General features: G+C 51.0%; 16 protein-coding genes. 9 read left to right on the top strand and 7 right to left on the bottom strand.

What is annotated here, in order from left to right:
• Positions 1–36 precede the first annotated feature (36 nt).
• Positions 37–2,880, top strand: a complete 2,844-nt coding sequence (locus AC50Y3_RS23550) for a response regulator (RefSeq protein WP_494821161.1) — start codon at positions 37–39, stop codon at positions 2,878–2,880.
• 3 nt (positions 2,881–2,883) lie between these two features.
• Here AC50Y3_RS23550 and AC50Y3_RS23545 read toward each other — a convergent pair whose 3' ends face one another.
• From AC50Y3_RS23545 to AC50Y3_RS23535, 3 genes are read right to left on the bottom strand one after another with little or no spacing between them, the layout of a single operon-like run.
• Positions 2,884–3,801, bottom strand: a complete 918-nt coding sequence (locus AC50Y3_RS23545; RefSeq protein ID WP_494821160.1) for a polyprenyl synthetase family protein — start codon at positions 3,799–3,801, stop codon at positions 2,884–2,886.
• A gap of 18 nt (positions 3,802–3,819) precedes the next feature.
• Positions 3,820–4,452 carry a response regulator transcription factor gene (locus AC50Y3_RS23540; protein WP_494821159.1) on the bottom strand — a complete coding sequence of 211 codons (633 nt, stop codon included), beginning with the start codon at positions 4,450–4,452 and terminating at the stop codon, positions 3,820–3,822.
• A complete protein-coding gene (locus tag AC50Y3_RS23535; protein ID WP_494821158.1) occupies positions 4,449–6,089 on the bottom strand; it encodes a sensor histidine kinase in 1,641 nt (546 codons plus the stop codon). The genes AC50Y3_RS23540 and AC50Y3_RS23535 overlap by 4 nt, the downstream gene beginning before the upstream one ends.
• Positions 6,090–6,856: 767 nt before the next feature.
• Here AC50Y3_RS23535 and AC50Y3_RS23530 point away from each other — a divergent pair.
• Both AC50Y3_RS23530 and AC50Y3_RS23525 read left to right on the top strand, forming a co-directional pair.
• A complete protein-coding gene (locus AC50Y3_RS23530; protein WP_494821157.1) occupies positions 6,857–7,048 on the top strand; it encodes a hypothetical protein in 192 nt (63 codons plus the stop codon).
• 202 nt (positions 7,049–7,250) lie between these two features.
• Positions 7,251–8,432, top strand: coding sequence for an ATP-binding protein (locus AC50Y3_RS23525; RefSeq protein ID WP_494821156.1), 1,182 nt, complete (start codon positions 7,251–7,253; stop codon positions 8,430–8,432).
• A gap of 57 nt (positions 8,433–8,489) precedes the next feature.
• Here AC50Y3_RS23525 and AC50Y3_RS23520 read toward each other — a convergent pair whose 3' ends face one another.
• The gene (locus tag AC50Y3_RS23520; RefSeq protein WP_494821155.1) at positions 8,490–8,876 is read right to left on the bottom strand and encodes a DUF6220 domain-containing protein; all 387 of its coding nucleotides are present in this window, start codon (positions 8,874–8,876) and stop codon (positions 8,490–8,492) included.
• A 204-nt stretch (positions 8,877–9,080) separates the two neighbouring features.
• Between AC50Y3_RS23520 and AC50Y3_RS23515 the strand changes: the two genes are divergently transcribed.
• The 3 genes from AC50Y3_RS23515 to AC50Y3_RS23505 all read left to right on the top strand — a co-directional run bounded on the left by AC50Y3_RS23515 (position 9,081) and on the right by AC50Y3_RS23505 (position 12,738).
• Positions 9,081–10,211 carry a GntR family transcriptional regulator gene (locus tag AC50Y3_RS23515; RefSeq protein WP_494821154.1) on the top strand — a complete coding sequence of 377 codons (1,131 nt, stop codon included), beginning with the start codon at positions 9,081–9,083 and terminating at the stop codon, positions 10,209–10,211.
• 71 nt (positions 10,212–10,282) lie between these two features.
• Entirely contained in the window at positions 10,283–10,978 is a 696-nt protein-coding gene (gene araD, locus AC50Y3_RS23510) for an L-ribulose-5-phosphate 4-epimerase (RefSeq protein WP_494821153.1), read from the top strand.
• 80 nt (positions 10,979–11,058) lie between these two features.
• Positions 11,059–12,738 (top strand): ribulokinase, encoded by a 1,680-nt coding sequence (locus AC50Y3_RS23505; RefSeq protein ID WP_494821152.1) that lies wholly within the window; start codon positions 11,059–11,061, stop codon positions 12,736–12,738.
• A gap of 985 nt (positions 12,739–13,723) precedes the next feature.
• Here the strand turns inward: AC50Y3_RS23505 and AC50Y3_RS23500 are convergent.
• Positions 13,724–14,716, bottom strand: a complete 993-nt coding sequence (locus AC50Y3_RS23500) for a hypothetical protein (protein WP_494821151.1) — start codon at positions 14,714–14,716, stop codon at positions 13,724–13,726.
• Between the two features lie 153 nt (positions 14,717–14,869).
• On the opposite strand from AC50Y3_RS23500, the gene AC50Y3_RS23495 reads away from it, so the two are divergent.
• A complete protein-coding gene (locus AC50Y3_RS23495) occupies positions 14,870–15,706 on the top strand; it encodes an alpha/beta fold hydrolase (protein ID WP_494821150.1) in 837 nt (278 codons plus the stop codon).
• Positions 15,707–15,808: 102 nt separating this feature from the next.
• On the opposite strand, the gene AC50Y3_RS23490 is transcribed toward AC50Y3_RS23495, so the two are convergent.
• Positions 15,809–18,031, bottom strand: coding sequence for a methyl-accepting chemotaxis protein (locus tag AC50Y3_RS23490; RefSeq protein WP_494821149.1), 2,223 nt, complete (start codon positions 18,029–18,031; stop codon positions 15,809–15,811).
• A gap of 192 nt (positions 18,032–18,223) precedes the next feature.
• Positions 18,224–18,835, bottom strand: coding sequence for a superoxide dismutase (locus tag AC50Y3_RS23485; protein WP_090978782.1), 612 nt, complete (start codon positions 18,833–18,835; stop codon positions 18,224–18,226).
• Positions 18,836–19,128: 293 nt separating this feature from the next.
• Between AC50Y3_RS23485 and rfbC the strand changes: the two genes are divergently transcribed.
• Together rfbC and rfbB are read left to right on the top strand one after the other, a co-directional pair.
• On the top strand, positions 19,129–19,686 hold the full coding sequence (gene rfbC / locus AC50Y3_RS23480; RefSeq protein ID WP_494821148.1) for a dTDP-4-dehydrorhamnose 3,5-epimerase: 558 nt from the start codon (positions 19,129–19,131) through the stop codon (positions 19,684–19,686).
• A gap of 9 nt (positions 19,687–19,695) precedes the next feature.
• Positions 19,696–20,685 carry a dTDP-glucose 4,6-dehydratase gene (gene rfbB, locus AC50Y3_RS23475; protein WP_494821147.1) on the top strand — a complete coding sequence of 330 codons (990 nt, stop codon included), beginning with the start codon at positions 19,696–19,698 and terminating at the stop codon, positions 20,683–20,685.
• The last annotated feature ends 17 nt before the right edge of the window (positions 20,686–20,702 follow it).

Below are 20,702 nucleotides of genomic sequence, written 5' to 3'. Positions count from 1 at the left end.
GTAAATTAGTATAAAAAGCCCTTGGACGGTGACGGTGTGCCTAAAGATTTAATCCTAAATTTTGCGATACTCAGCGTGTATCTTTTCTTCGTCTCCCCGTTCTTCATCCGAGAGGAGAACCAGGCCAAGCCGTCGTTTGTCAAACGATTGTATATAGGTGGCGTTTTCGGGTTATTAGGCGTCATTCTGATGTTCTTCGGCATACAGATTCAAGGTACGGAAGTGCCTTTGAACTTGCGTGGAATTGCGCTTATGATGGCTGCTTTCTTCGGAGGTACGGCGGGGGCGCTTGCGGAGCTGGCAGTCGTATACATAGGAAGATTGATGAAAGACGGCTCGATTAATTGGGTCCAAATGGCTATAGGGATAACGGCAGCATACGGGACAGGTTATTTGTTCTTCCGCATCCGTCCGTATTGGGTCAAGTGGCCAATTGGAGCGCTGTTTCTATTAATCTATTACTACGGAGCCTTATGTTTGGCCGGTCAGATGAGCTTTAATACCATCTTGCTATACATCCTCATTCAACTCATTTACTCCCAATTGATCGCCTGCTTCCTTTATTATCTGATCCGCAATCACCGCTATAAAACCAGAATGATCCAAACCGAACGGGATATGAGTTATTTGCTTCGGATGCAGCCGGGCTTTACCTTTCGATTTCGGAAGAAAAACGGTCAATTTGTATACAGTTTAATTGAAGGCCGGCTCTTGAAACAATTAGGGGCGAAGCCGAATGACTTTATTGGCAAATCCATAGACGATGTTCGGATATTCCCGGAAGCGTTTGCTGCGTTTCTTAAAGTTCAATACGAGAAGGCGTGGCAAGGGGAGAAGATCTCCTACGAAACAACGATGATGGATATCAATATTCTTGTTACGCTGCATCCCGTAAAGAATCACGGTGCAGTTGTCGATGTAATCGGAAGTGCCGTGGACACGAGTGACATCATGAAGCGCAAGGCAGCGGATGAGTCGAACAAAGCGAAGAGTCAATTTCTGGCCCATATGAGCCACGAAATTCGTACGCCGATCAATGCCATTATCGGACTTAATTATATTCTGCAGCAATCGAATTTGAATCCGAAGCAGCTGGAATACGTGGACAAGTCCATTACAGCAGCCAAGAGCTTGCTGAATTTGGTCAACGATGTGCTGGATCTGTCCAAAATCGAGGCGAATAAGATCGTCCTGGAATCGACGCGGTTTGACCTGTATGAGGTGCTCCGCAATATTTCGAATCTCATTAGTTATAAGGCGAATGAGATGGGCTTAAGGTTTCACTTTGACATTCATCATGACGTTCCGCAGATGATTATGGGTGATCCGTTCCGCTTGCAGCAGGTCCTGCTGAATATTACGAATAATGCGGTTAAATTCACGCCTAAAGGCGAGCTTTCCATTGCAGTAAACCTTGTTTCGCAAGAGGAGCAGACTGCAACGCTGTCCTTTGGAATTCGCGATACCGGCATTGGGATGAGCGCTGAGCAAGTCAGCAATCTGTTCCTGGAATTTACGCAAGCCGATATGACGACCACGCGCAAGTTCGGTGGTACAGGCCTTGGCTTGGTGATTAGCAAAAAGCTGACCGAAACGATGGGCGGAAACATCAAGGTTGAAAGTAAGCTTGGCGCAGGCAGTCTATTTACGGTTACATTGCCCTTCCAATTGGCAGTACCTTCAGACAAACCGGGCAAAGAGGGGAAGGGTTACGGTAAGAAGAAACCTCGCTTGTTGCTCGTCTGTGAGGATAACGAGATGCGTTCAGTGCTAGAGAATCAGCTGGAACAGCTGGCCTTCAAAGTTCAAACAAGCTCGGACGCCGATCAGACAAGGGAGCTATTGCAGGCAGGCAATGCCTATGATCTCGTTCTGATTGATTGGAAGCTTAAAGGTATATGTACAGCTAAGCTAGCTGAAGAGATTATACGGGATTTCGATGGGAAAAGCCCGTCAGTCCTATTCATTAGCGCTTATCATGAAGCGGAGTACGAGGCAGCGGTGCAATTACCGTACATCTCGAAGGCGCTGTTGTACCCGATCAGCCAGTCGCAATTGTATAACGAACTAGGTGAGCTGCTTCACCGAGATGGGGTTTACAATCTGCCGGAAGGCGGGATGAAGCCTCTGCAACCTACAGATCTGAAGGACGCCGTAATTTTGCTGGTCGAGGATAACGAAATTAACCAATTGGTTGCGAAAGAGCTGCTGCGTGAGGTAGTCCGTCATATAGACGTGGCAAACAACGGTGAAGAGGCAGTCAAACTCGCGGGGCTTAAAGCTTACGATGCCATTCTGATGGATTTGCAAATGCCGGTAATGGATGGTTATGAGGCGACGAAAGCGATCAGAGCACAGGAAAGATTGCAGGATGTGGAGAAAGCCGTTCCGATTATCGCCATGACTGCCGATGTTATGAAGGGCGTAGAGGATCAGGTGATGTCGATCGGCATGAACGGGTATCTCACGAAGCCGTTTGATCCTGTAGATCTCTATAATGTGCTGCTGCGGTTCTGTCAGAATGAGGAGCAGGCGTCTGCTGAGAAGCTGGACTCGGAAGGTGTTATCACGAGGCTTGGAGGAAATACCGCACTCTATAATCGGATACTCGCGTTATTCATGAGCAATCATTCTAATGCGATTGAGCAAATTCTTGAAGCTGTTCACGAGGGTGACCTGAGCAAAGCTAAACGGCTCGTTCATACGCTCAAAGGAATGGCCTTTGATATCGGTGCGAACTCGTTAGCGGCCCTAATGGAGAAAGGTCAAATGGCGCTGTTAAGAGGAGACCAAGAGGGATTCGGTATCCTCATGCAGCAGGCCGATGAGAAGCACCAAGCGATCATTCGAACCTATGGCCAGAGAGCAGCTAACGAGTAAACACTACGAGGCGAACGATCCAAATGTAAGTGTTTTGAATTGTTCCTTCCACGGGGAGCTGAGCGGCAGACTGCCGAACAGCTCCTCTGCTTTTTGAAGGCAAATGGACTGGATGACACGGGCGTATTCCAAGCATCCCGAGTCGTGAATCAGCTGGCAGATTTCATGCTTGTTGCTCAGAATGAAGTCGGACGTTACGCTGCCCATGTAATAGTCTTGGATAGGTGCGAAGGCGTCATCCTCGATCGTAAGCAAGTATAGTAGAGGAAGCGTGCGTTTCTTGCCGAGCAGGTCGTTCTTCACATCAAAGCGAAGTACATCTTTAATGTCATTCTGAATTTGATGAATGAGGCCGATACAATCAGCAAGGTCCAATAGCTGCGATGCCGTTTCCTCATCGACGGCTAGCGGAGCATAGCCGATGCAGCATGCAAGCCGGAAAATAGAGCCGGACTTCTCCTGCACCATGGATAAATATGCTTCCGCGCTAGCCGCAGATTGATTCAAATCCTTCTGCTGCCCGTTTACGGCTCGTGCAACGATACGGCCTATTTCCGTGAAGGCCTGCGGTGCCAGCTGCTGCTTGCCCAACTCGCCAATGAATCCCATCTGCATAGCCAGAATGGCATTTAAGACATAACCTTGCGGACCTTGCATCCAGGGTTTGCCGGGTTGGTCTTGATCCTGCAGATCATCGATAATATCCAGACTTAGAATCATCAGCTCCGCGGCAGCCGCGAGCCGTTCCATTGCTGCATGATCGCCGCCAAGCATTCGGTGCGTTAGAATGGTAATCTCCGACCAAACGCTTGTCTCTGCTGCTTTATCGTCGATAAACGATTTCAGCATACCGTTCAAATCCTCCGAATCTATATAGTCATCCACGATACGGTACATATGCTCTTTGATTGTCGACTCCATAGCTGCACGCTCCGTTGGTTAGGAATAATAGCTGCTTTTTATAAAAGACTCAATCGCTTCCGTTCGCGTTCGCACGCCTAATTTATCGTAGATTTTGCGTAAATAGTTATCGACGGTACGTTTGCTCATGTGGATGCGGGCTGCAATTTGATCCAAGGTGGAGCCTTTTACGAGTAAATTCATCATAAGTATTTCTTCTTCTTCCAAGAGCGCTGTTTTGCTTGCGAGCGTTCCGTTCAGCTGACATTGCTGATAGAGCGCCAGTGGCATCATCGTATGGTTATCCAGAATGCAATTCACCATATTCTTAATCGTGCGTTCGCTGGATTCCTTCGAGAGCACCCCGCTGACTTTGATATCGATCAGCTTATTATAGATGTCAGTCAGCTCAATGCCGGAGAAAATAACGATATGCGTATCCGGAAATTGACTTTTAATTTGCGCGGCAACCTCTGTACCATACTGATCGGGCAGATGATAATCCAAGAATACGAGACCGGGCCTTAATAAGGATACTTGCTGGAGGCATTGCGCGGCACTGCTTACAATACCTATGACTTCAATGTCTTCCATTTGTTCAAGTAATGCTTTGGTGGCGCTGGCGAAGAGTGGATGATCGTCTACTATGAGTGTTTTGACCCGTTCGTTCATGCCGAAATCTCCTTTTCATTATGTAAGGTAATCTTGATGTTCACGCCATTGCCTTTCATCGAAACGATCAGCATCTGACCGCCCAGATGCTGTACTCTGCTTCTGATCTGTTCCATGCCCATGCCGGACGTTTGTCCGATCTGTCTTTGAGCAAGCTCCTCATGAAGAAACCCTACCCCATCGTCTTGATAACTCAAATGAAACTGAGAACCGGACTCGGTAAAGCGGAACATGACTTTAGAAGCTTCCGAATGTTTCTTCGCATTGTTGAGCAGCTCTTGAACGATTCGAAAGATATGCCGCTGCATCTGCAAATCCTTCGTTTCGATAAATTGAACCTGCTCGGCGTTGAAGGTAAGCTCGAAAGGCACGGTGCACGCTTCCTTATCGAGATACGTTCTTACCGTCTGTACAAGTCCGATTTCGCTCAGTAAATACGGATTCAAATCAAAACAGCTTTGACGCAGGCTGGCATTAATCATGTCCACGAAATTAACCGTATTGTTGATCTGCTCCCGGCTTTCGGGGCTTCGATCGAGCATCTCGCCAAGCTGCAGCAGCCTGCGCTTCAGGAAGAAGAGATCCTGCATCGTTGTATCGTGAAGATCGGCAGAGATGCGGATGCGTTCTTCCTCTTGAAGGTCAAACATGATTTTGCGGAACCATTGAATGTCTCTGGCAGAGCTCTCATCGGGAAGCCTTGCCGCAAGCTCCTGCAGTCTGCCCTTCAGCTTATTGATCAGATGGAGATTCTCTAAGCTGATTTCCAGATAGTTCGCGATTAATCCAAGCCAGCGGAGCTCCTCTTTGCCAAGGCGCATATTCGTTTTCTTCCGAGACATGATCAAATAGCTGGCATAATCCTCGTGGTTGTTCATTTTCAAGCACGTGTAGTCCCGATTATCTGTAAGCGATTGCGAAACCAGCAGCCGTTTGATTGCCTCCGCATCAAGGTCGCCCTCATGAATGATTTCTGTTCCGCCGTTATACTCAAACACAATCGCTCCTCCCGTCACCTGAAGCGTCTTGACGATATCGACGAGGAACAATTCCTTCAATTCACGGAAGCTGGAAATGCTGCCGAGTTGGCGGGAGATGTTCATGAGCGCGGATTGCAGGATGAATTTCCTTGGAAAAAGAAACGGCTCGAACCGCGTCATTAAATATTCTGCAGCATAAAGCATCATGGCCACAAGTGAAAGCGTACCGAGAAATACAAATAAGATTTGTTTCATATCCACCGAATTGTAGAAGAGCAGCATATAGATTCCCGTAAAGAAGGTGACAGGAAGAGCAGCAATTAATCCGGTAAATAGAAATCTTCGCAGTACCAGCGCGATATCATGTACCTGATCAGACAAGAGGAGGTACGCCAATGAGATCGGAAACAATAGAATAAACCAGCTTGTATAGATACCATCTAACATGCGCGAACCGGTCAATAATTGAGGAAGAAAGGTCAGGCCAATAACAGGTGAGAACGAGACAAGCATGGACCACCATGCGGTCTTAACGATGGTTGAGGTTGGCGTTTGCTGTTTGCGAAACTTCATATAAAGGGCCGTTAAGACGTACATGTTGAATAGAAATCCGGCGATGAACAGCAGCAACGTGACCGGACTCTCAAAGTGGATCATCGCGTAAGCAAACCGAGTGTTAAAGAAATAGAAATATAGTCGTACAACCGTGGCTAAAGCTGCTGCTGCGTAGAGAACGTTTAAGAACCGTATCTGTAGTCGGATCTCTCCTTTTTCTTTGAAAAAGACACCTAAAAAGTGATAGAAAACGAGAGGTAAAAGGACCATGAAGCTAACTATTAGCAATTTACCGACAGCATCGCCCCTAATGGAGGCGCCTAAGCTCATATAGATTATCGCGGCGCTTAAGAAGAACAACAACAGAAGTCTGGCAGATAATGAATGTCTCATTCTGACAAGGAGAAATAGAGCCATAAATTGACAGCTGATTTCGGCGAGAAATGGAATTATGGTGTAAGCTGTGGGCTTGTTCATGTTTATTCTGACTTCATGCTCAAGTCCGTTCCTTGAAAGCACCAAGTGATGTGCTTGTTCGATTACATGCCAGGTTCTAACGGTCGAAAATTCATTAGGGATGCTGTTATCGACCTCTACAATGATATCTCCTACTTTCACGTCTAGTTGACTGCTTATTCCTGAGGGGTCTAAATTCGAGATGACCCATTGTTGTTCAGGACTAAGAGCAAGATTAATACCTGTATAAGGGTTTGTAAAAGTAATAAACGAACACCAAAGCTGCAGCATTACGAAGGTGAAGACACTTAGCTTGATGATGATGTTATTTCGCACGCAAATTCTCCCATATGATAGTAAAGTTTGCTATAATAGGCACGTTAGACAAAATTCGACACGAGGAGTTGTTCACCATGCTAGCGATTCAGTTAAGCTCCCAGCTTCACAACACGGTTCACAAGATGAAGAAGGTCGAATTGCGCGAAACGGTAAGCTCGTTTCTGGCTAAGCAAGGGCTCTCGATGCAAGAAACAGCAGCACTAAGCGGAACCTTTAACAAAGCTGCGAAGTCCGAGGACGCACAGCCAGCTGGTAACTGGTTATAAGACTTAGCCATTATTTTACCAAATTAACTAAGGATTGCATATTCAGTATCATGCTGAATATGCAATTCTTTTTTCATTCGTGCGCAAAATTAATTGCGCAATCGCGCAACTATTATGTGATGAACTTATGCGGAACTAACCTTATGATAAATAGTATATAATGGAAAAAATCGGCAATCTACGACTTGAAAGGCAGGCATCTATGCCCAATTCATCCGAGAACGAATATGCACAGTTAAAGGCTTCACGGACCTATCCGATTTTTGACACTACGCCGATAGATGCTTTCGATAGAATTACAAGTCTGGCGGCACAGCTGCTCGGCATTCCGCTATGCATGATTAATTTCGTTGAGGAAGATCGGATTGGGGTGAAATCGAGCTATGGCACTGATCTGCGAGAGATAGAGAGAAATTCCGGTCTATGCAGTGCAGCAGTCTATTCCAATAAGCCTTATATTGTGGTGGATATAGGTCTTGATTCTAGCGCAAGTACGGAGTCTCTTATCACAGGAGAGAGCGGTTTGCGCTTCTATGCCGGAGTTCCGTTAACCAGCCGCGAGGGGCAGCATGTGGGCGTCCTTTGTGTATTGGATTACAAGCCGCGGCATATGACAGATGAGGAAATCGGTATACTTGAAACACTAGCCCAAGTAGTTATGGACGAGCTGGAGCTTAAGCGGGTCGCAGATCAACTGCGTATAGAGGAACTCAAACATCATTTCAGCAAATTGCATGTCTCACAGCAGCTGGCGGCAGGGCTCGCGCATGAAATCCGAAATCCGCTCACAGTGGTGAAAGGCTTCCTGCAGTTAATGGGGGCACGCTCGGAGTTTCAGGCTTATATCGAAATTATGAATGAAGAGCTGAACCAAATCGAGGCGCTCACCAAAGAGTTTATTTTGCTGTCGAAGCCATATCCTTCTGTGCAATTTATGAAACGCGAACCGCTTAGTATCATCAGGCAGGTACAGGCTATGCTGGCGAGCGAAGCGCTGCAGAACGGGGTTTCCATCGAAGTGGAGATGGAGGGACCGGGGAACTCGCATCTGCATTGTGATGAGCAGCTGCTCAAGCGGGCGGTTATGAATATTGTGAGGAATGGGATCGATGCGATGCCGGATGGCGGAGTGGTGCGTGTGGTTTGTATCGATGTCGGTGATCAGGTCATCATTCGGGTTATGGATACCGGGCGCGGCATTGCCCCCGACCGAATCCGATATTTGGGACAGCCTTTCTACGGGACGACAGAACAAGGCATCGGGCTTGGGCTAATGACCAGCTACAAAATCATTCATGAACATCACGGCGAGATTGAGATTTCGAGTGAGCTGGATCGGGGAACGGTCGTTGAGATTAGACTACCTGCTATTTACGACGCCTAATAAAGAATAAAGAACCCGCATGTACCGTTAGTAAACGGTCCATGCGGGTTTTGTTTGCTATACCGTACGGCGCCATATTTGATAGGAGCGCTTCACCGTGTAAACGGACAACCAAAGCAGAATCATAGCAATAACAGGATGGGTAGCAGAGAAGTAAGGAAGCTTGTCGCTCAAATGGGCGGTCGCATATTGGGCCATAACAAGTACAAGCATGGCAAGTCCAATCCAGCGAACGGCTCCCCGCACGCGGCCGAAGAAAGACAGGACGAATATCGCCAGCGGCACCGGTTCAATAATATGGACGAAGTTTTTATGATCTGACCAATGCGTACCATCGATAAAAGTGGCCATTCCGGCTAAGTACACTTGAATGACAATACAAACTGCAAATAATACCGCAAGCAAAAATATCGTCATGCGCAGATAACGATTGCCTTCGGGCATGCAAACCCTCCTTTCAATATGGCCGTGCTGCTATCATCTTACTGCTGACCGGTCGTATTTGTAAATTGCGCGGAGGTCTAGTTTTTTATACTTATGGTGCTAGAAAGGGAGGTCTCGCAACTTGTATGTACGTACAAGTTGCGTGCATGCTATACTACTTCCATACAAGTTGGCGGAAACAAAAGAAAATAGAGGTGCTTGGCCATGAAGGAACAGCTTCCACCCAAATATATTCAACTCAAAGAGGAGATCGTCTCGTGGATCGCGATGGCGCAGTTCAAGCCCCATGATAAGCTTCCGTCTGAGAATGAAATTGCATCGCGATTCGGCTTCAGCCGGCAGACTGTTCGCCAGGCGCTTGGCGACTTGGAAGCCGAGGGCTGGTTATACCGTGCTCAGGGCAAAGGGACCTTTGTATCGGATGTAGAGAAGGGTCAGTCCCGTATAGAGCCGCAGCAGAAGCTGACAATTGGGATGATGACGACGCATATTTCGGATTATATTTTTCCGACGATTGTGCGTGGCGTAGAGTCGGAGCTGCGGAAGCAGGGAGCCAGATTACTGCTCTCGAGTACGGAGAACGAGAAGTCGCGGGAGCGTGAGAATCTGGAGTCTATGCTGCTCCAGCAGCAGCTTGGCGGACTGATTATTGAGCCTACCAAGAGTGCGGAGGGCAATCCGAATCTGGATTATTTTCTGGCGCTGGAGGCGAGGAATATCCCTTATGTCATGCTGAATGAGCGATACAGCGATCTCGATGCGGTCTGCTTGAAGGTGGACGACGAGCTGGGCGGCTTCCGCGCGGTAGAGCATCTGGTGAAGCTGGGGCATCAGCGGATTGCAGGATTTTTCAAGACGGACGACTTTCAAGGTGTACACCGGATGCGCGGCTTTATGCGAGGTCTAAGAGAGCGGAAGATCACTCTTCAACCTGAAATGATCATTCGTTATACGACCGAGGAGAAGCTGACTAAGCCTGCTGCTATGCTGGCTGAGCTGCTGCGCCTTGACCCGGCGGAACGTCCGACGGCTATCGTATGTTATAACGATGAGCTGGCCGTGCGGCTGCTGGATATCACTCGTCGAAGCGGGCTAAGTGTACCTGGTGATCTGTCTATGGTCGGCTTTGATGATGCTTCGCTTGCGACCGCAACGGAAGTGAAGCTCACCACGTTCGAGCATCCCAAGACGAAGATGGGCGAGGATGCCGTAGCTCTGCTTATGTCTATAATCGAGCGGCGCAGCGGGCAGGAACGTATCGCGGATGTGATCTATGAACCGAAGCTGATCGTTCGTGAATCTACCGGCCCTGTTCCCATGCAGCCTATAAATTAAGTCGTGACACACTTGTACGTACAAGTTATAATGGGCTTACAATTGACCTGGCGAGGGGAGTTAGCGGGCGTATGTTGGAAGCATTGAAACAAGCAGTATGGGAAGCGAATATGGAGCTGCCTCGTTATGGGCTTGTGACGTTCACATGGGGGAATGTGAGCGGCATCGACCGCGAAAGCGGATTGGTTGCCATTAAACCAAGCGGTGTGCCCTATGAGGAGCTGCGCGCTGAGCAAATGGTTTTGGTGGATTTAGAAGGCCATGTTGTGGAGGGCAGCCTTCGTCCATCATCGGATACGCCGACGCATGTGGCACTATACAAGGCGTTTGAAGGGATTGGCGGCATTGTGCATACACACTCACCGTGGGCTACAAGCTGGGCACAAGCGGGACGCGCGATTCCGGCGCTGGGCACGACGCATGCGGATTATTTTTACGGGGAAATTCCTTGTACGCGTCCGATGACGGAGGCTGAAATTGACGGCGCTTACGAGCTTGAAACGGGCAATGTCATCATTGAGGCTTTCGTGAAAGGCGGCATCGATCCGCTTCAAGTCCCGGCTGCGCTCGTGTACAGCCATGCGCCATTCTGCTGGGGGAAGGACGCGCATAATGCGGTTCATAACGCCGTTGTTGTAGAGGAAGCGGCCAAGATGGCGCTGCATACTTTCCAATTGAACCCGCAGGTCCAGCCGATGGACCAGCACCTGCTCGATCGTCATTACTTGCGGAAGCATGGCAAGAACGCGTATTACGGGCAGAAGTAGAAGGCAGGGAGTTTCGGATTAGGAAGTCATCTATAACGTAATCGGAAGTAGCAGTGTACATTATTTTAGGAGGCCTAATCATGAATTTTAAATATGCTATTGGTGTTGACTATGGTACGGAGTCCGGCCGCGCGGTGCTTGTTCGTTTGTCCGATGGTGCTGAGATTGCCGAGCATGTTACGCCTTATCGCCATAATGTAATTGATGAGCGTTTACCTGAAAGCGGTTTAAAATTGGAGCATGATTGGGCGCTGCAGCATCCGGCCGACTACATGGAGGTGCTGGAGCAATCCGTGCCTGCGGTTGTGCGTGAATCCGGCATTGATCCTGCCGATATTATCGGTCTTGGGATTGATTTCACCGCTTGTACTATGCTGCCGATTAATGAAGCGGGGCAGCCGCTTTGCTTCGATCCGGCCTACAAGGAGAACCCGCACAGCTGGGTGAAGCTATGGAAGCACCATGCGGCGCAGGATGAGGCGAACCGCATCAATGAAATCGCAGCGGCACGCGGAGAAGCATTCCTGCCTCGCTACGGCGGCAAAATCTCCTCGGAGTGGATGCTTGCGAAAGTATGGCAAATTTTGAATGAAGCACCGGAAATCTATGAAACAGCCGATCAATTCGTTGAAGCGACCGACTGGGTCGTGGGTCAAATGACGGGCAACATTGTACGCAACAGCTGCACAGCCGGTTATAAAGCGGTATGGCATAAGCAAGACGGCTATCCGAACCGCGCCTTCTTGAAAGCGCTTGACGAGAGGCTCGAGGATTTGGCGGAAACGAAGCTGCGCGGCGATGTTCTTCCGCTCGGTACAAAGGCCGGCGAGCTTACAGCTGAGATGGCCGCACGCATGGGGCTTGCTGCAGGCACGGCCATTGCGGTCGGCAACGTTGATGCACATGCTGCCGTTCCGGCAGTTGGCGTGGTGACACCGGGCAAGCTGGTTATGGCGATGGGGACTTCGATCTGCCACATGCTGCTTGGCTCGGAAGAGAAGCAAGTGGAAGGTATGTGCGGCGTGGTGGAAGACGGCATCATTCCGGGGTATTTTGGCTATGAGGCGGGGCAATCGGCGGTTGGCGATATTTTTGCCTGGTATGTGGATGAGGCGGTTCCTGCTTATGTCGTCGAAGCGGCCAAAGGTGAAGGAATCGGCGTCCACGAATGGCTGGAGAAGGCGGCCGCTGAGCTGAACGTCGGCGAATCCGGCGTGCTCGCGCTCGACTGGTGGAACGGCAACCGCTCCGTGCTCGTCGACACGAACTTGACCGGCATGCTGGTGGGGTTGACGCTGCTCACGAAGCCGCAGGAAATTTACCGCGCCTTGCTGGAAGCCACTGCATTCGGCACGCGCAAAATCATCGATGCTTTCCACAGCAACGGCGTGGAAGTGCACGAGCTTTACGCCTGCGGCGGCTTGCCGCAGAAGAACCGTCTGCTGATGCAAATCTACGCAGACGTCACGAACCGCGAGATCAAAATCGCGGCATCGAAGCAAACGCCGGCGCTCGGCGCCGCCATGTTTGGCGCAGTAGCAGCCGGAGCGGGCAAAGGCGGCTACGACAGCGTCGTTGACGCAGCGGCAGCTATGGCCCGCGTTCGCGAGGAAACGTTCAAGCCGATCCCGGCAAACGTTGCCGTCTACGAGAAGCTGTACGCCGAGTACAACCTGCTTCACGATTACTACGGCCGCGGCGCAAACGACGTCATGAAGCGCCTGAAAGCGATCAAGGAAGAAGCGAGCAGCACGCACTAATACTTTTTTTGAAGCGGATGGGGCAGCCGGTAGGCTGTGCATCCGCTTTTTGTTTGTAGGCGGGGGGGCTGCGGTCAGACTAACCTAGTTGGCGCTGTTTGTGGAAGCGAGAGTCGGAAAATCCTACTCTCGCAGCCGAAACTGCGCTGAAATGAAGCTGAGAGTCGATAAACGGAACTCTCAGCGGTACAACTAACCAGCTTGGCGCCGTGAGTAGGGGCGAGAGCTCGAAAATGGAACTCTCACCGTCGAAACAGCGCTGAAATGAAGCTGAGAGTCGAGAAACGGAACTCTCAGCGGTTCAACAAACCTGCTTGGCGCCGTGAGTAGGAGCGAGAGTTCGAAAATGGAACTCTCACCGTCGAAACTGCGCTGAAATGAAGCTGAGAGTCGATAAACGGAACTCTCAGCGGTTCAACAAACCAGCTTGGCGCCGTGAGTAGGAGCGAGAGTTCGAAAATGGAACTCTCACCGTCGAAACTGCGCTGAAATGAAGCTGAGAGTCGAAAAATGGAACTCTCAGTGGTTTAACTAATCTATCTCCGCCCCGGATGCTGAGAGTGGGAAAAACCAACTATCACCGCTGAAACAGCGTTGAAATGAGCTCGAGAGTTGGGGGAGTCGTCTCAATGCGCCGATGGTGGCACATATGAGGAAACTAACCCCAATTGCAAGCTGATAGCGGATATACCGCTCTCGAGGGGGAGGAACATGTGGAATTACAGCTGTAAGCGGAATAGCCGCTATCGATGATGTTCGAGAGGTGAAACTGTCCAATTATCGTCGGTTTCGGCGGCTGTTAGCGGATATACCGCTTTCGAAGTTCGAAAACATGCGAAAACAGTGCTGTAAACGGAATAACCGCTAAAAGATTAGCGGTAGGTCTTTGACCACGTAACCGCGCAGTGTCTTGTGAAACAACCAGCTTCCAAACTACAAAAAACCGCCCGCAGTAATTGACTGCGGGCGGTTTTTGATGTGCAGATTAGCCTTGGTTGTTTTCTTCCAAGCGCTGAAGCTGCTCGTAGTTATTTTCAATCTGGTCGGGGTGAAGTCCGAAATACTCATCATCACCGCGCGGGCCGCCGATTGGGGTTGCGATGAGCTCAAGTCCAACGGTGTCGTTGAATTGAACCGGCAGGTACAGCAGCGACTCCGGAATACGGCGACCGTTGAGACGCAGAATGGTGTCGACACTGCCAATGGTAGCAACTCCGTTGACGGAGATAATTCGGCCGTTATTGCCAAAGCGTACAACACCTGTGCCTGCCAGCGCTTGCGCTATGGTCATGCCAGGGAAATGTCTTACATTATAAACCTGTGTTACCCAAGGGAAGAACGCTCCGCCGTTGATGACGACTCTCACAAATCGCTGTCCTGGTCCTGGGAATGGTCCTGGCCCCGGAATCGGAATAGGGATTGGAACCGGGAATGGGAACGGAGGAGGTGGTGGTGGGAATGGCCCAGGTCCTGGGAATGGTGGTGGTGGGAAGCCGCCTCCGCCGCCAGGGAAACCGCCGCCTCCGCCGCCAGGGAAGCCGCCGCCTCCGCCGCCAGGGAAGCCGCCGCCTCCGCCAGGGAAGCCGCCGCCCCCGCCGCCAGGGAAGCCGCCGCCTCCGCCGCCAGGGAAGCCGCCGCCCCCGCCGCCAGGGAAACCGCCGCCTCCGCCGCCAGGGAAGCCGCCGCCTCCACCGCCAGGGAAGCCGCCGCCCCCGCCGCCAGGGAAGCCGCCGCCTCCGCCGCCAGGGAAGCCGCCCCCCCCGCCGCCAGGGAAGCCGCCGCCCCCGCCGCCAGGGAACATGCCGCCGCCACCGCCGGGGAACATGCCGCCGCCCCCGCCACCGCCAGGGAATACGCCGCCTCCGGGAAGCATGCCGCCTGCTCCGCCGGGGAACGCGCGTGGTCCGCCGCAGCCACAATCCGAATATTTACTGGAATAGCCAGCAGGCGCACCAGGAATATACGTGTAGTAACTCATGTATCAAACTCCTTTTCCAAAAGCGTGGATAGGTAAATGTCTCGGTTCAGTGTATGCGGCTATCGCCTATCTGGTGTTCGATTTTGGTACGTTTCAATACTATGCAGCCGCCTCTTGGTATACATATAGAGATGGGAGAAAGGTGGCTGATCGATGGGGTTCTATGTGGAAGTAGAGCGCGGCGTCAAAGTGTACGTCGAAGATGTCGGATACGGCAGACCGGTCGTATTCGTACATGGCTGGCCGGTCAACCGCCAAATGTGGGAGTACCAGCTGAATGTCGTGCCAAAATACGGTTTTCGCTGCATCAGCATCGATTTGCGGGGTTTTGGCAAGTCGGATGCCCCTTGGCATGGGTACAATTACAATCGAATGTCTGACGATATTCGAATGGTGGTGGAGTCGCTCGGCATCCAAAACGCGACACTCGTCGGCTTCTCCATGGGCGGTGCCATCGCCATCCGCTATATTACACGGCACGCCGCCCGCGGAATGTGCGGACTTGTCCTTGCCGCCGCAGCCGCACCGCTGATGACCCAGCGGCCGGGCTATCCATTCGGCAAACCGGCCGCTGAATCGGACGCCACACTCCTTGGACTCATGACCGATAGACCGAAGACCATTGACGGCTTCGGCCGGCTGTTCTTCCACAAGCCAATCAGTGATCCGTTCCGTACATGGTTCAACGGTCTCGGATTCGAGGCATCTCCCTATGGTGCCATTGGAGGGACGAAGGCGCTGCGGGATGAGGATCTTCGCGCCGACTTAGCCCATGTCCATGTGCCGACAACGATTCTGCACGGCAAGCATGACCGTATCGTTCCGTTCGCCCTTGGCGAGCTGCAGCATAAAGGCATTCAGAACGCCAGATTCATCCCCTTTGAAGAAAGCGGGCATGGCCTATTCTACGACGAGAGGGAGAAATTCAACCGGGAGCTGCTGAGCGTACTCACAGGCAAACTTGGCCCCCACACCCCGATCTACGACTGATGCCAATCGCCAAAAAAGCAAAAAAGCCCTTCCAATTGCAGCAACTGCAATCGGAAGGGCTAGGTATCTTCCCATACCGCTCACGCACTTCACTTAGTTCGCTTACCGCTTCCGATCCTCGCTCAGCTGGAACTGTCCAACCAGCTGCTGCAGGAACGCTGTAATGGCCTCGACATGATTGGAGGTATGGCGGACGTTGACGAAATCGCCGAGCAGCTCCTGCACATTGCCCTCAACCTCTGTTGAAATGGTGCGATTTTGCTTGCTGACCGCCGCGATCTTCTCCATAATCACAACGACCTCGTCGATAATTTGCGATTTCAGCGAATCATCTTCCTGGGTGCTGCTGAGCAGCTCGGAAGCCGCCGCGACGAGCGCCGTCCCCTCAGACACGACAAGCGTGCCCTGGGCCATCGTAGTTGTAGCGTCCTGGGCATGGACATAAATATCTTGGACGATGCTGTGCACTTCTTCCGTCGACTTCTTGGTGAGGGCCGCCAGCTTCCTGATTTCCCCCGCAACTACAGCGAAACCTCTGCCTTGCTCGCCGACACGCGCCGCTTCAATGGAAGCATTCAGTGCAAGCAGATGCGTTTGTGCGGAGATTTCCTCAATGACGCCGAGAACATTGCGAATTTCATTCGTTGTTTTCATGAACGATTCGATAGACCGGTTCGTTTCCGTTACGCGGCCGGCTATCTGCTCCATTTTATCGCCGATGCGGAGCAGTTCCCCTTGCGCCACGCTGATGTTGGCGGATGCCTTATCTTCCAGCAGACGAAGCGTTTCTCGCATCTCGCCGGCCACATCCTTGGCGATGTCGATATCCTTCAGCTGATTCCGAATGCTGAGAATCATATCCCCGATCCGGCTGCTGACACGCTCGGTCGTGCTTGCGGTCGCTCCGGTGGTCTCAAGCAGCGCGCGTTGATTCGTCAATACATCGCCGGAAGCAAGCTTCACCTGCAGCATAACGCCTTCGAGGGAGTCGATCATATTATTAATCCATTTGGCAAGCTCGCGAGTTTCGTTAGGCGGGAACAAGCTCGTATCAAGCCGCTGAGTAAGGTCTCCTTTCCCCTCGGCATTAATACGGATAAACTGGTTCAGCCTTCGCATTTGGAGAGAGGTCACCAGATTGCCTTTGCGATCCAAGGACCACATCATGGCCAATCCGAACACGAAATTGAAAAGACCAACAATAATGGCCCCGGCAACAGGCATGGCGTTCGTGAATAAGCAGTACGCGAGAATGGTACCCAGTGCACCAAGAGCGGCTAGCCAGCTTAAAGCATGCCTGAATTGGGTGAAGCGAATGCTTCGAATGCGATACACTTCCTCCAAATCGCCCTCGCACATCATCCCCCATACATCCGGGCAGTGGGGAAGCTGGAAGGTAACACCTTTGCCGATAACAGGAATATGTCGATAATCCGAATAACCGGGAAACTCCACGAACAGATTGCTGCCGTTTCGGATCGTGTTGGCCACACCGGGGTGAAGCTGACCTGTAGCAGGATCCGTGAAGACTAGCTCCAGCTCTGTGTGTTCCTTCACGGAAACGATGCCCCAATCTGTAGTTACACCGTCCTTCAAATTCTCGCCATGCGTAAACGTGCGGTCCTCGAACCTGCTTCGCGATAAAGCCGTACCCGGTGCAATATGAGTATTCAACACGGGGCGCGCCATGAACAGATAGTTGTCCCCGGAATCGGGATACACATGCCCGGATTCGCGCTGGATGAGGTCGCCGATGACATCGTTTGGAACTCGGCCGCAGAGTGCGCCTCTCCACTTGCCGCCAAGCATGATTGGAGAGATGAACAGCAGGGTCATTTTATCGTGAAAAGAAGAAGAGCTCGGCCCAATCTTCAGCGTCCATGGATCAGCATAAGGTCCGAATAAGCAGTTGCGGCCACTCGGAGCACCACCCTTCGAATAAGCCAAACCCGGCTCCAGCAGACTGCCCGTTCCATAATGCTCGCCGCTATGGCGCGTCTCTGTTGAGAAAACAACGCGGCTGTCTTCGCCGAGCAGGAAGATCTCGGAGAAATCCGACGCACGTGCGCGAGTTCCTGCGAATAAACGCTCCAATGTGGCGGGATCCCAAGCTTCGTCTTCTGCCGCTCCGGGCTGGCGAAAGGACAGCTGATGGTGCAGCCGATCCAGATGATCCCAATATTCCGTCGTCCATGCCGTGAGAATATCCATCCGCGTATCTGCGATGCCTTCAAAAATATCCGCTACATCATCCTTCATCCCTGCATTCAGCTTGTACGACCGCCATAAAGGCAGCCCTTTGCGAAATCCCAACCAATCAAACATCAGGTATCCCCATCTCTCTACTTAGCTATATGGGAGGAATTATAACATGAAAATAGTTCGAATTGTCTAAATAATGAAGAATTCCTTTGAAAATCACAAAATCATGTTAGGTATATAGACGCGGTTTTCGCGAAATGAAAGCAAAAAGACCTCCGTGCATATAGCACGAAGGTCTCCGGATGCGAATGAAACTTATTTCGCTGCGTCGTAACGTTTGCCAACTTCTGACCAGTTTACAACGTTCCAGAACGCTGCAATGTAGTCAGGGCGTTTGTTTTGGTAGTTCAGGTAGTAAGCGTGCTCCCAAACGTCCAGACCAAGAAGAGGCGTGTCGCCTTCCATGATCGGGCTGTCTTGGTTCGGAAGGCTGTAAACTTTCAGCTTGCCGTCTTGGCTAAGTGCAAGCCAAGCCCAGCCGCTGCCGAAACGAGTTGCTGCCGCTTTCGCGAAGTCAGCTTTAAATTGATCGAAGCCGCCCAGCTCGCTTGCGATAGCATCAGCGATCGCGCCTGTTGGTGCGCCGCCAGCGTTTGGTCCGATTGTTTCCCAGAAGAGGGAGTGGTTAGCGTGGCCGCCGCCGTTGTTGCGAACAGCAGTGCGGATAGCTTCCGGTACGCTGTTCAGATCAGCGATCAAATCCTCGATGGATTTGCTTGCAAGCTCAGGAGCGGACTCAAGAGCAGCGTTAAGGTTAGTTACATAAGCGTTATGATGACGGTCGTGGTGAATCATCATCGTTGTTTCATCGATATGCGGCTCAAGCGCATTGTTTGCATAAGGCAAAGCGGGCAATTGGTGTGCCATTGTTCAAAAACCTCCTATAATATGTATCGTTTTTCATTTCCATTATGCTCGTTCTCGGGCAATAAATCAACATAAATGTTTGTAAAGTACGACCTGCTGACAACTCCCTTGGAACACCTTCTAGCATGATCAAATTTGAACTTTGCAATTCATGGAAAATGAAATAAAGCTGTCTATTTTCATGAAAAACCACAGACGCCTAAAGGCAATACCAACTTATTTTGTATATATCTATATATAGTAGAACTTCTTGATATAGTCCGAGTGGAATGTCGTTCAAATGGGGAGCAACGATGAAAATATACGAAACAAAGCTAAAAGACGTCAAACTGATCGAAGCTGCGGTACATGGCGATCATCGCGGTTTTTTTACAGAGAGCTACAATCAGGCGTTATTCGCAAAGCATGGTACTGCCCATGCCTTCGTGCAAGATAATCATTCGTTGTCAGCTGAAGCAGGCGTGCTTCGCGGGCTCCATTATCAATTGAATCCGAAAGCGCAGACGAAGCTCGTCCGCGTTACGGCGGGAGCGATTTATGATGTTGTTCTGGATATTCGCGCAGGGTCGCCGACATACGGCCATTGGCAAGGATTCATTCTAAGCGCTTCGAACAAAAGACAGCTGCTCGTTCCGCAGGGCTTTGCCCATGGGTTCTGTACGCTTGTCCCAAACTGCGAGGTGCAATATAAAGTAGATGAGCAATATTCACCGGAGCATGACCGCGGCATTGCGTGGAACGATCCGCTGCTTGCGATTGATTGGCCGGTAACGAATCCGATATTGTCGGATAAAGATCGGGGTCATCCCCCTCTGTCCACTGCGGAGAAAAATTTCTATTACGGAGGGTGAGGTAGGCCTGTGAAACTGCTTGTAACTGGCGGAGCCGGATTTATCGGCAGCAATTATCTTCAGTATATGATAGCAAAATATCCCGGCTACACCTTCATAAATGTCGATGCACTGACCTATGCAGGCAATCCGGCTAATTTAACGGCGATTGCGAATCTTCCCAACTACCGGTTCGTGCGGGCGGACATCGCGGATCGCGCTGCTATGGAGCCGATTTTCGCGGAGGGCATGGATGCTGTCATTCATTTTGCCGCTGAATCCCATGTCGACCGCAGTATAGCGCAGCCGGATATTTTCATCCGAACGAATGTGCTTGGCACGCAGACGCTGCTTGATCTGGCCAAACACTATCATGTGGCAAAGTTCGTCCATATATCCACCGACGAAGTGTATGGGACACTCGGCGACACAGGGTTGTTCACGGAGTCGACGCCGCTTGCGCCGAACAGTCCGTATTCAGCCAGTAAAGCGGGAAGCGATCTGCTAGTCCGTGCCTATCATGAAACGTACGGCATGAACGTGAATATTACGCGCTGCTCCAACAATTACGGGCCTTATCAATTTCCGGAAAAGCTGATTCCACTCATGATTCAGCGTGCGCTCGCCGATCAACCGCTGCCTGTCTATGGAGATGGACTTAATGTGCGCGATTGGCTGTATGTCGAGGATCACTGCAGTGCGATTGACTGCGTCCTTCACGCAGGACGTCCCGGTGAGGTGTATAACGTGGGCGGAAACAACGAGCGCAGCAATCTCCAAGTGGTTTCTACGATCCTGTCGGAGCTTGGCAAGCCGGATTCACTTATTACGTTTGTCCAAGATCGCTTAGGACATGACCGCCGTTATGCCATCGATGCGGACAAGATTCGTAATGAACTGGGATGGGTGCCTCGATATGATTACCAATCCGGTATCAAATCCACGATCCAATGGTATTTGAACAATCAAGCCTGGGTCGAGCAAATTCGATCAGGTGCTTACTTGGCTGGCCGCTCATGACAGCTGCCAATCTGAAT

The organism is Paenibacillus sp. J22R98 (assembly GCF_059383835.1).
Note: the sequence above shows the minus strand (reverse complement) of the source record. Positions and strands in the feature narration are given on the sequence as shown.

Coding starts and splice junctions, on each gene's coding strand:
- AC50Y3_RS23545 (WP_494821160.1), bottom strand. CDS start 3,801: ATGGAGTCGACAATCAAAGAGCATATGTACCGTATCGTGGATGACTAT.
- AC50Y3_RS23500 (WP_494821151.1), bottom strand. CDS start 14,716: ATGAGTTACTACACGTATATTCCTGGTGCGCCTGCTGGCTATTCCAGT.
- AC50Y3_RS23515 (WP_494821154.1), top strand. CDS start 9,081: ATGAAGGAACAGCTTCCACCCAAATATATTCAACTCAAAGAGGAGATC.
- rfbC (WP_494821148.1), top strand. CDS start 19,129: ATGAAAATATACGAAACAAAGCTAAAAGACGTCAAACTGATCGAAGCT.
- AC50Y3_RS23535 (WP_494821158.1), bottom strand. CDS start 6,089: ATGATCCACTTTGAGAGTCCGGTCACGTTGCTGCTGTTCATCGCCGGA.
- AC50Y3_RS23540 (WP_494821159.1), bottom strand. CDS start 4,452: ATGAACGAACGGGTCAAAACACTCATAGTAGACGATCATCCACTCTTC.
- araD (WP_494821153.1), top strand. CDS start 10,283: ATGTTGGAAGCATTGAAACAAGCAGTATGGGAAGCGAATATGGAGCTG.
- AC50Y3_RS23505 (WP_494821152.1), top strand. CDS start 11,059: ATGAATTTTAAATATGCTATTGGTGTTGACTATGGTACGGAGTCCGGC.
- AC50Y3_RS23530 (WP_494821157.1), top strand. CDS start 6,857: ATGCTAGCGATTCAGTTAAGCTCCCAGCTTCACAACACGGTTCACAAG.
- AC50Y3_RS23525 (WP_494821156.1), top strand. CDS start 7,251: ATGCCCAATTCATCCGAGAACGAATATGCACAGTTAAAGGCTTCACGG.
- AC50Y3_RS23520 (WP_494821155.1), bottom strand. CDS start 8,876: ATGCCCGAAGGCAATCGTTATCTGCGCATGACGATATTTTTGCTTGCG.
- AC50Y3_RS23495 (WP_494821150.1), top strand. CDS start 14,870: ATGGGGTTCTATGTGGAAGTAGAGCGCGGCGTCAAAGTGTACGTCGAA.
- AC50Y3_RS23490 (WP_494821149.1), bottom strand. CDS start 18,031: ATGTTTGATTGGTTGGGATTTCGCAAAGGGCTGCCTTTATGGCGGTCG.
- AC50Y3_RS23485 (WP_090978782.1), bottom strand. CDS start 18,835: ATGGCACACCAATTGCCCGCTTTGCCTTATGCAAACAATGCGCTTGAG.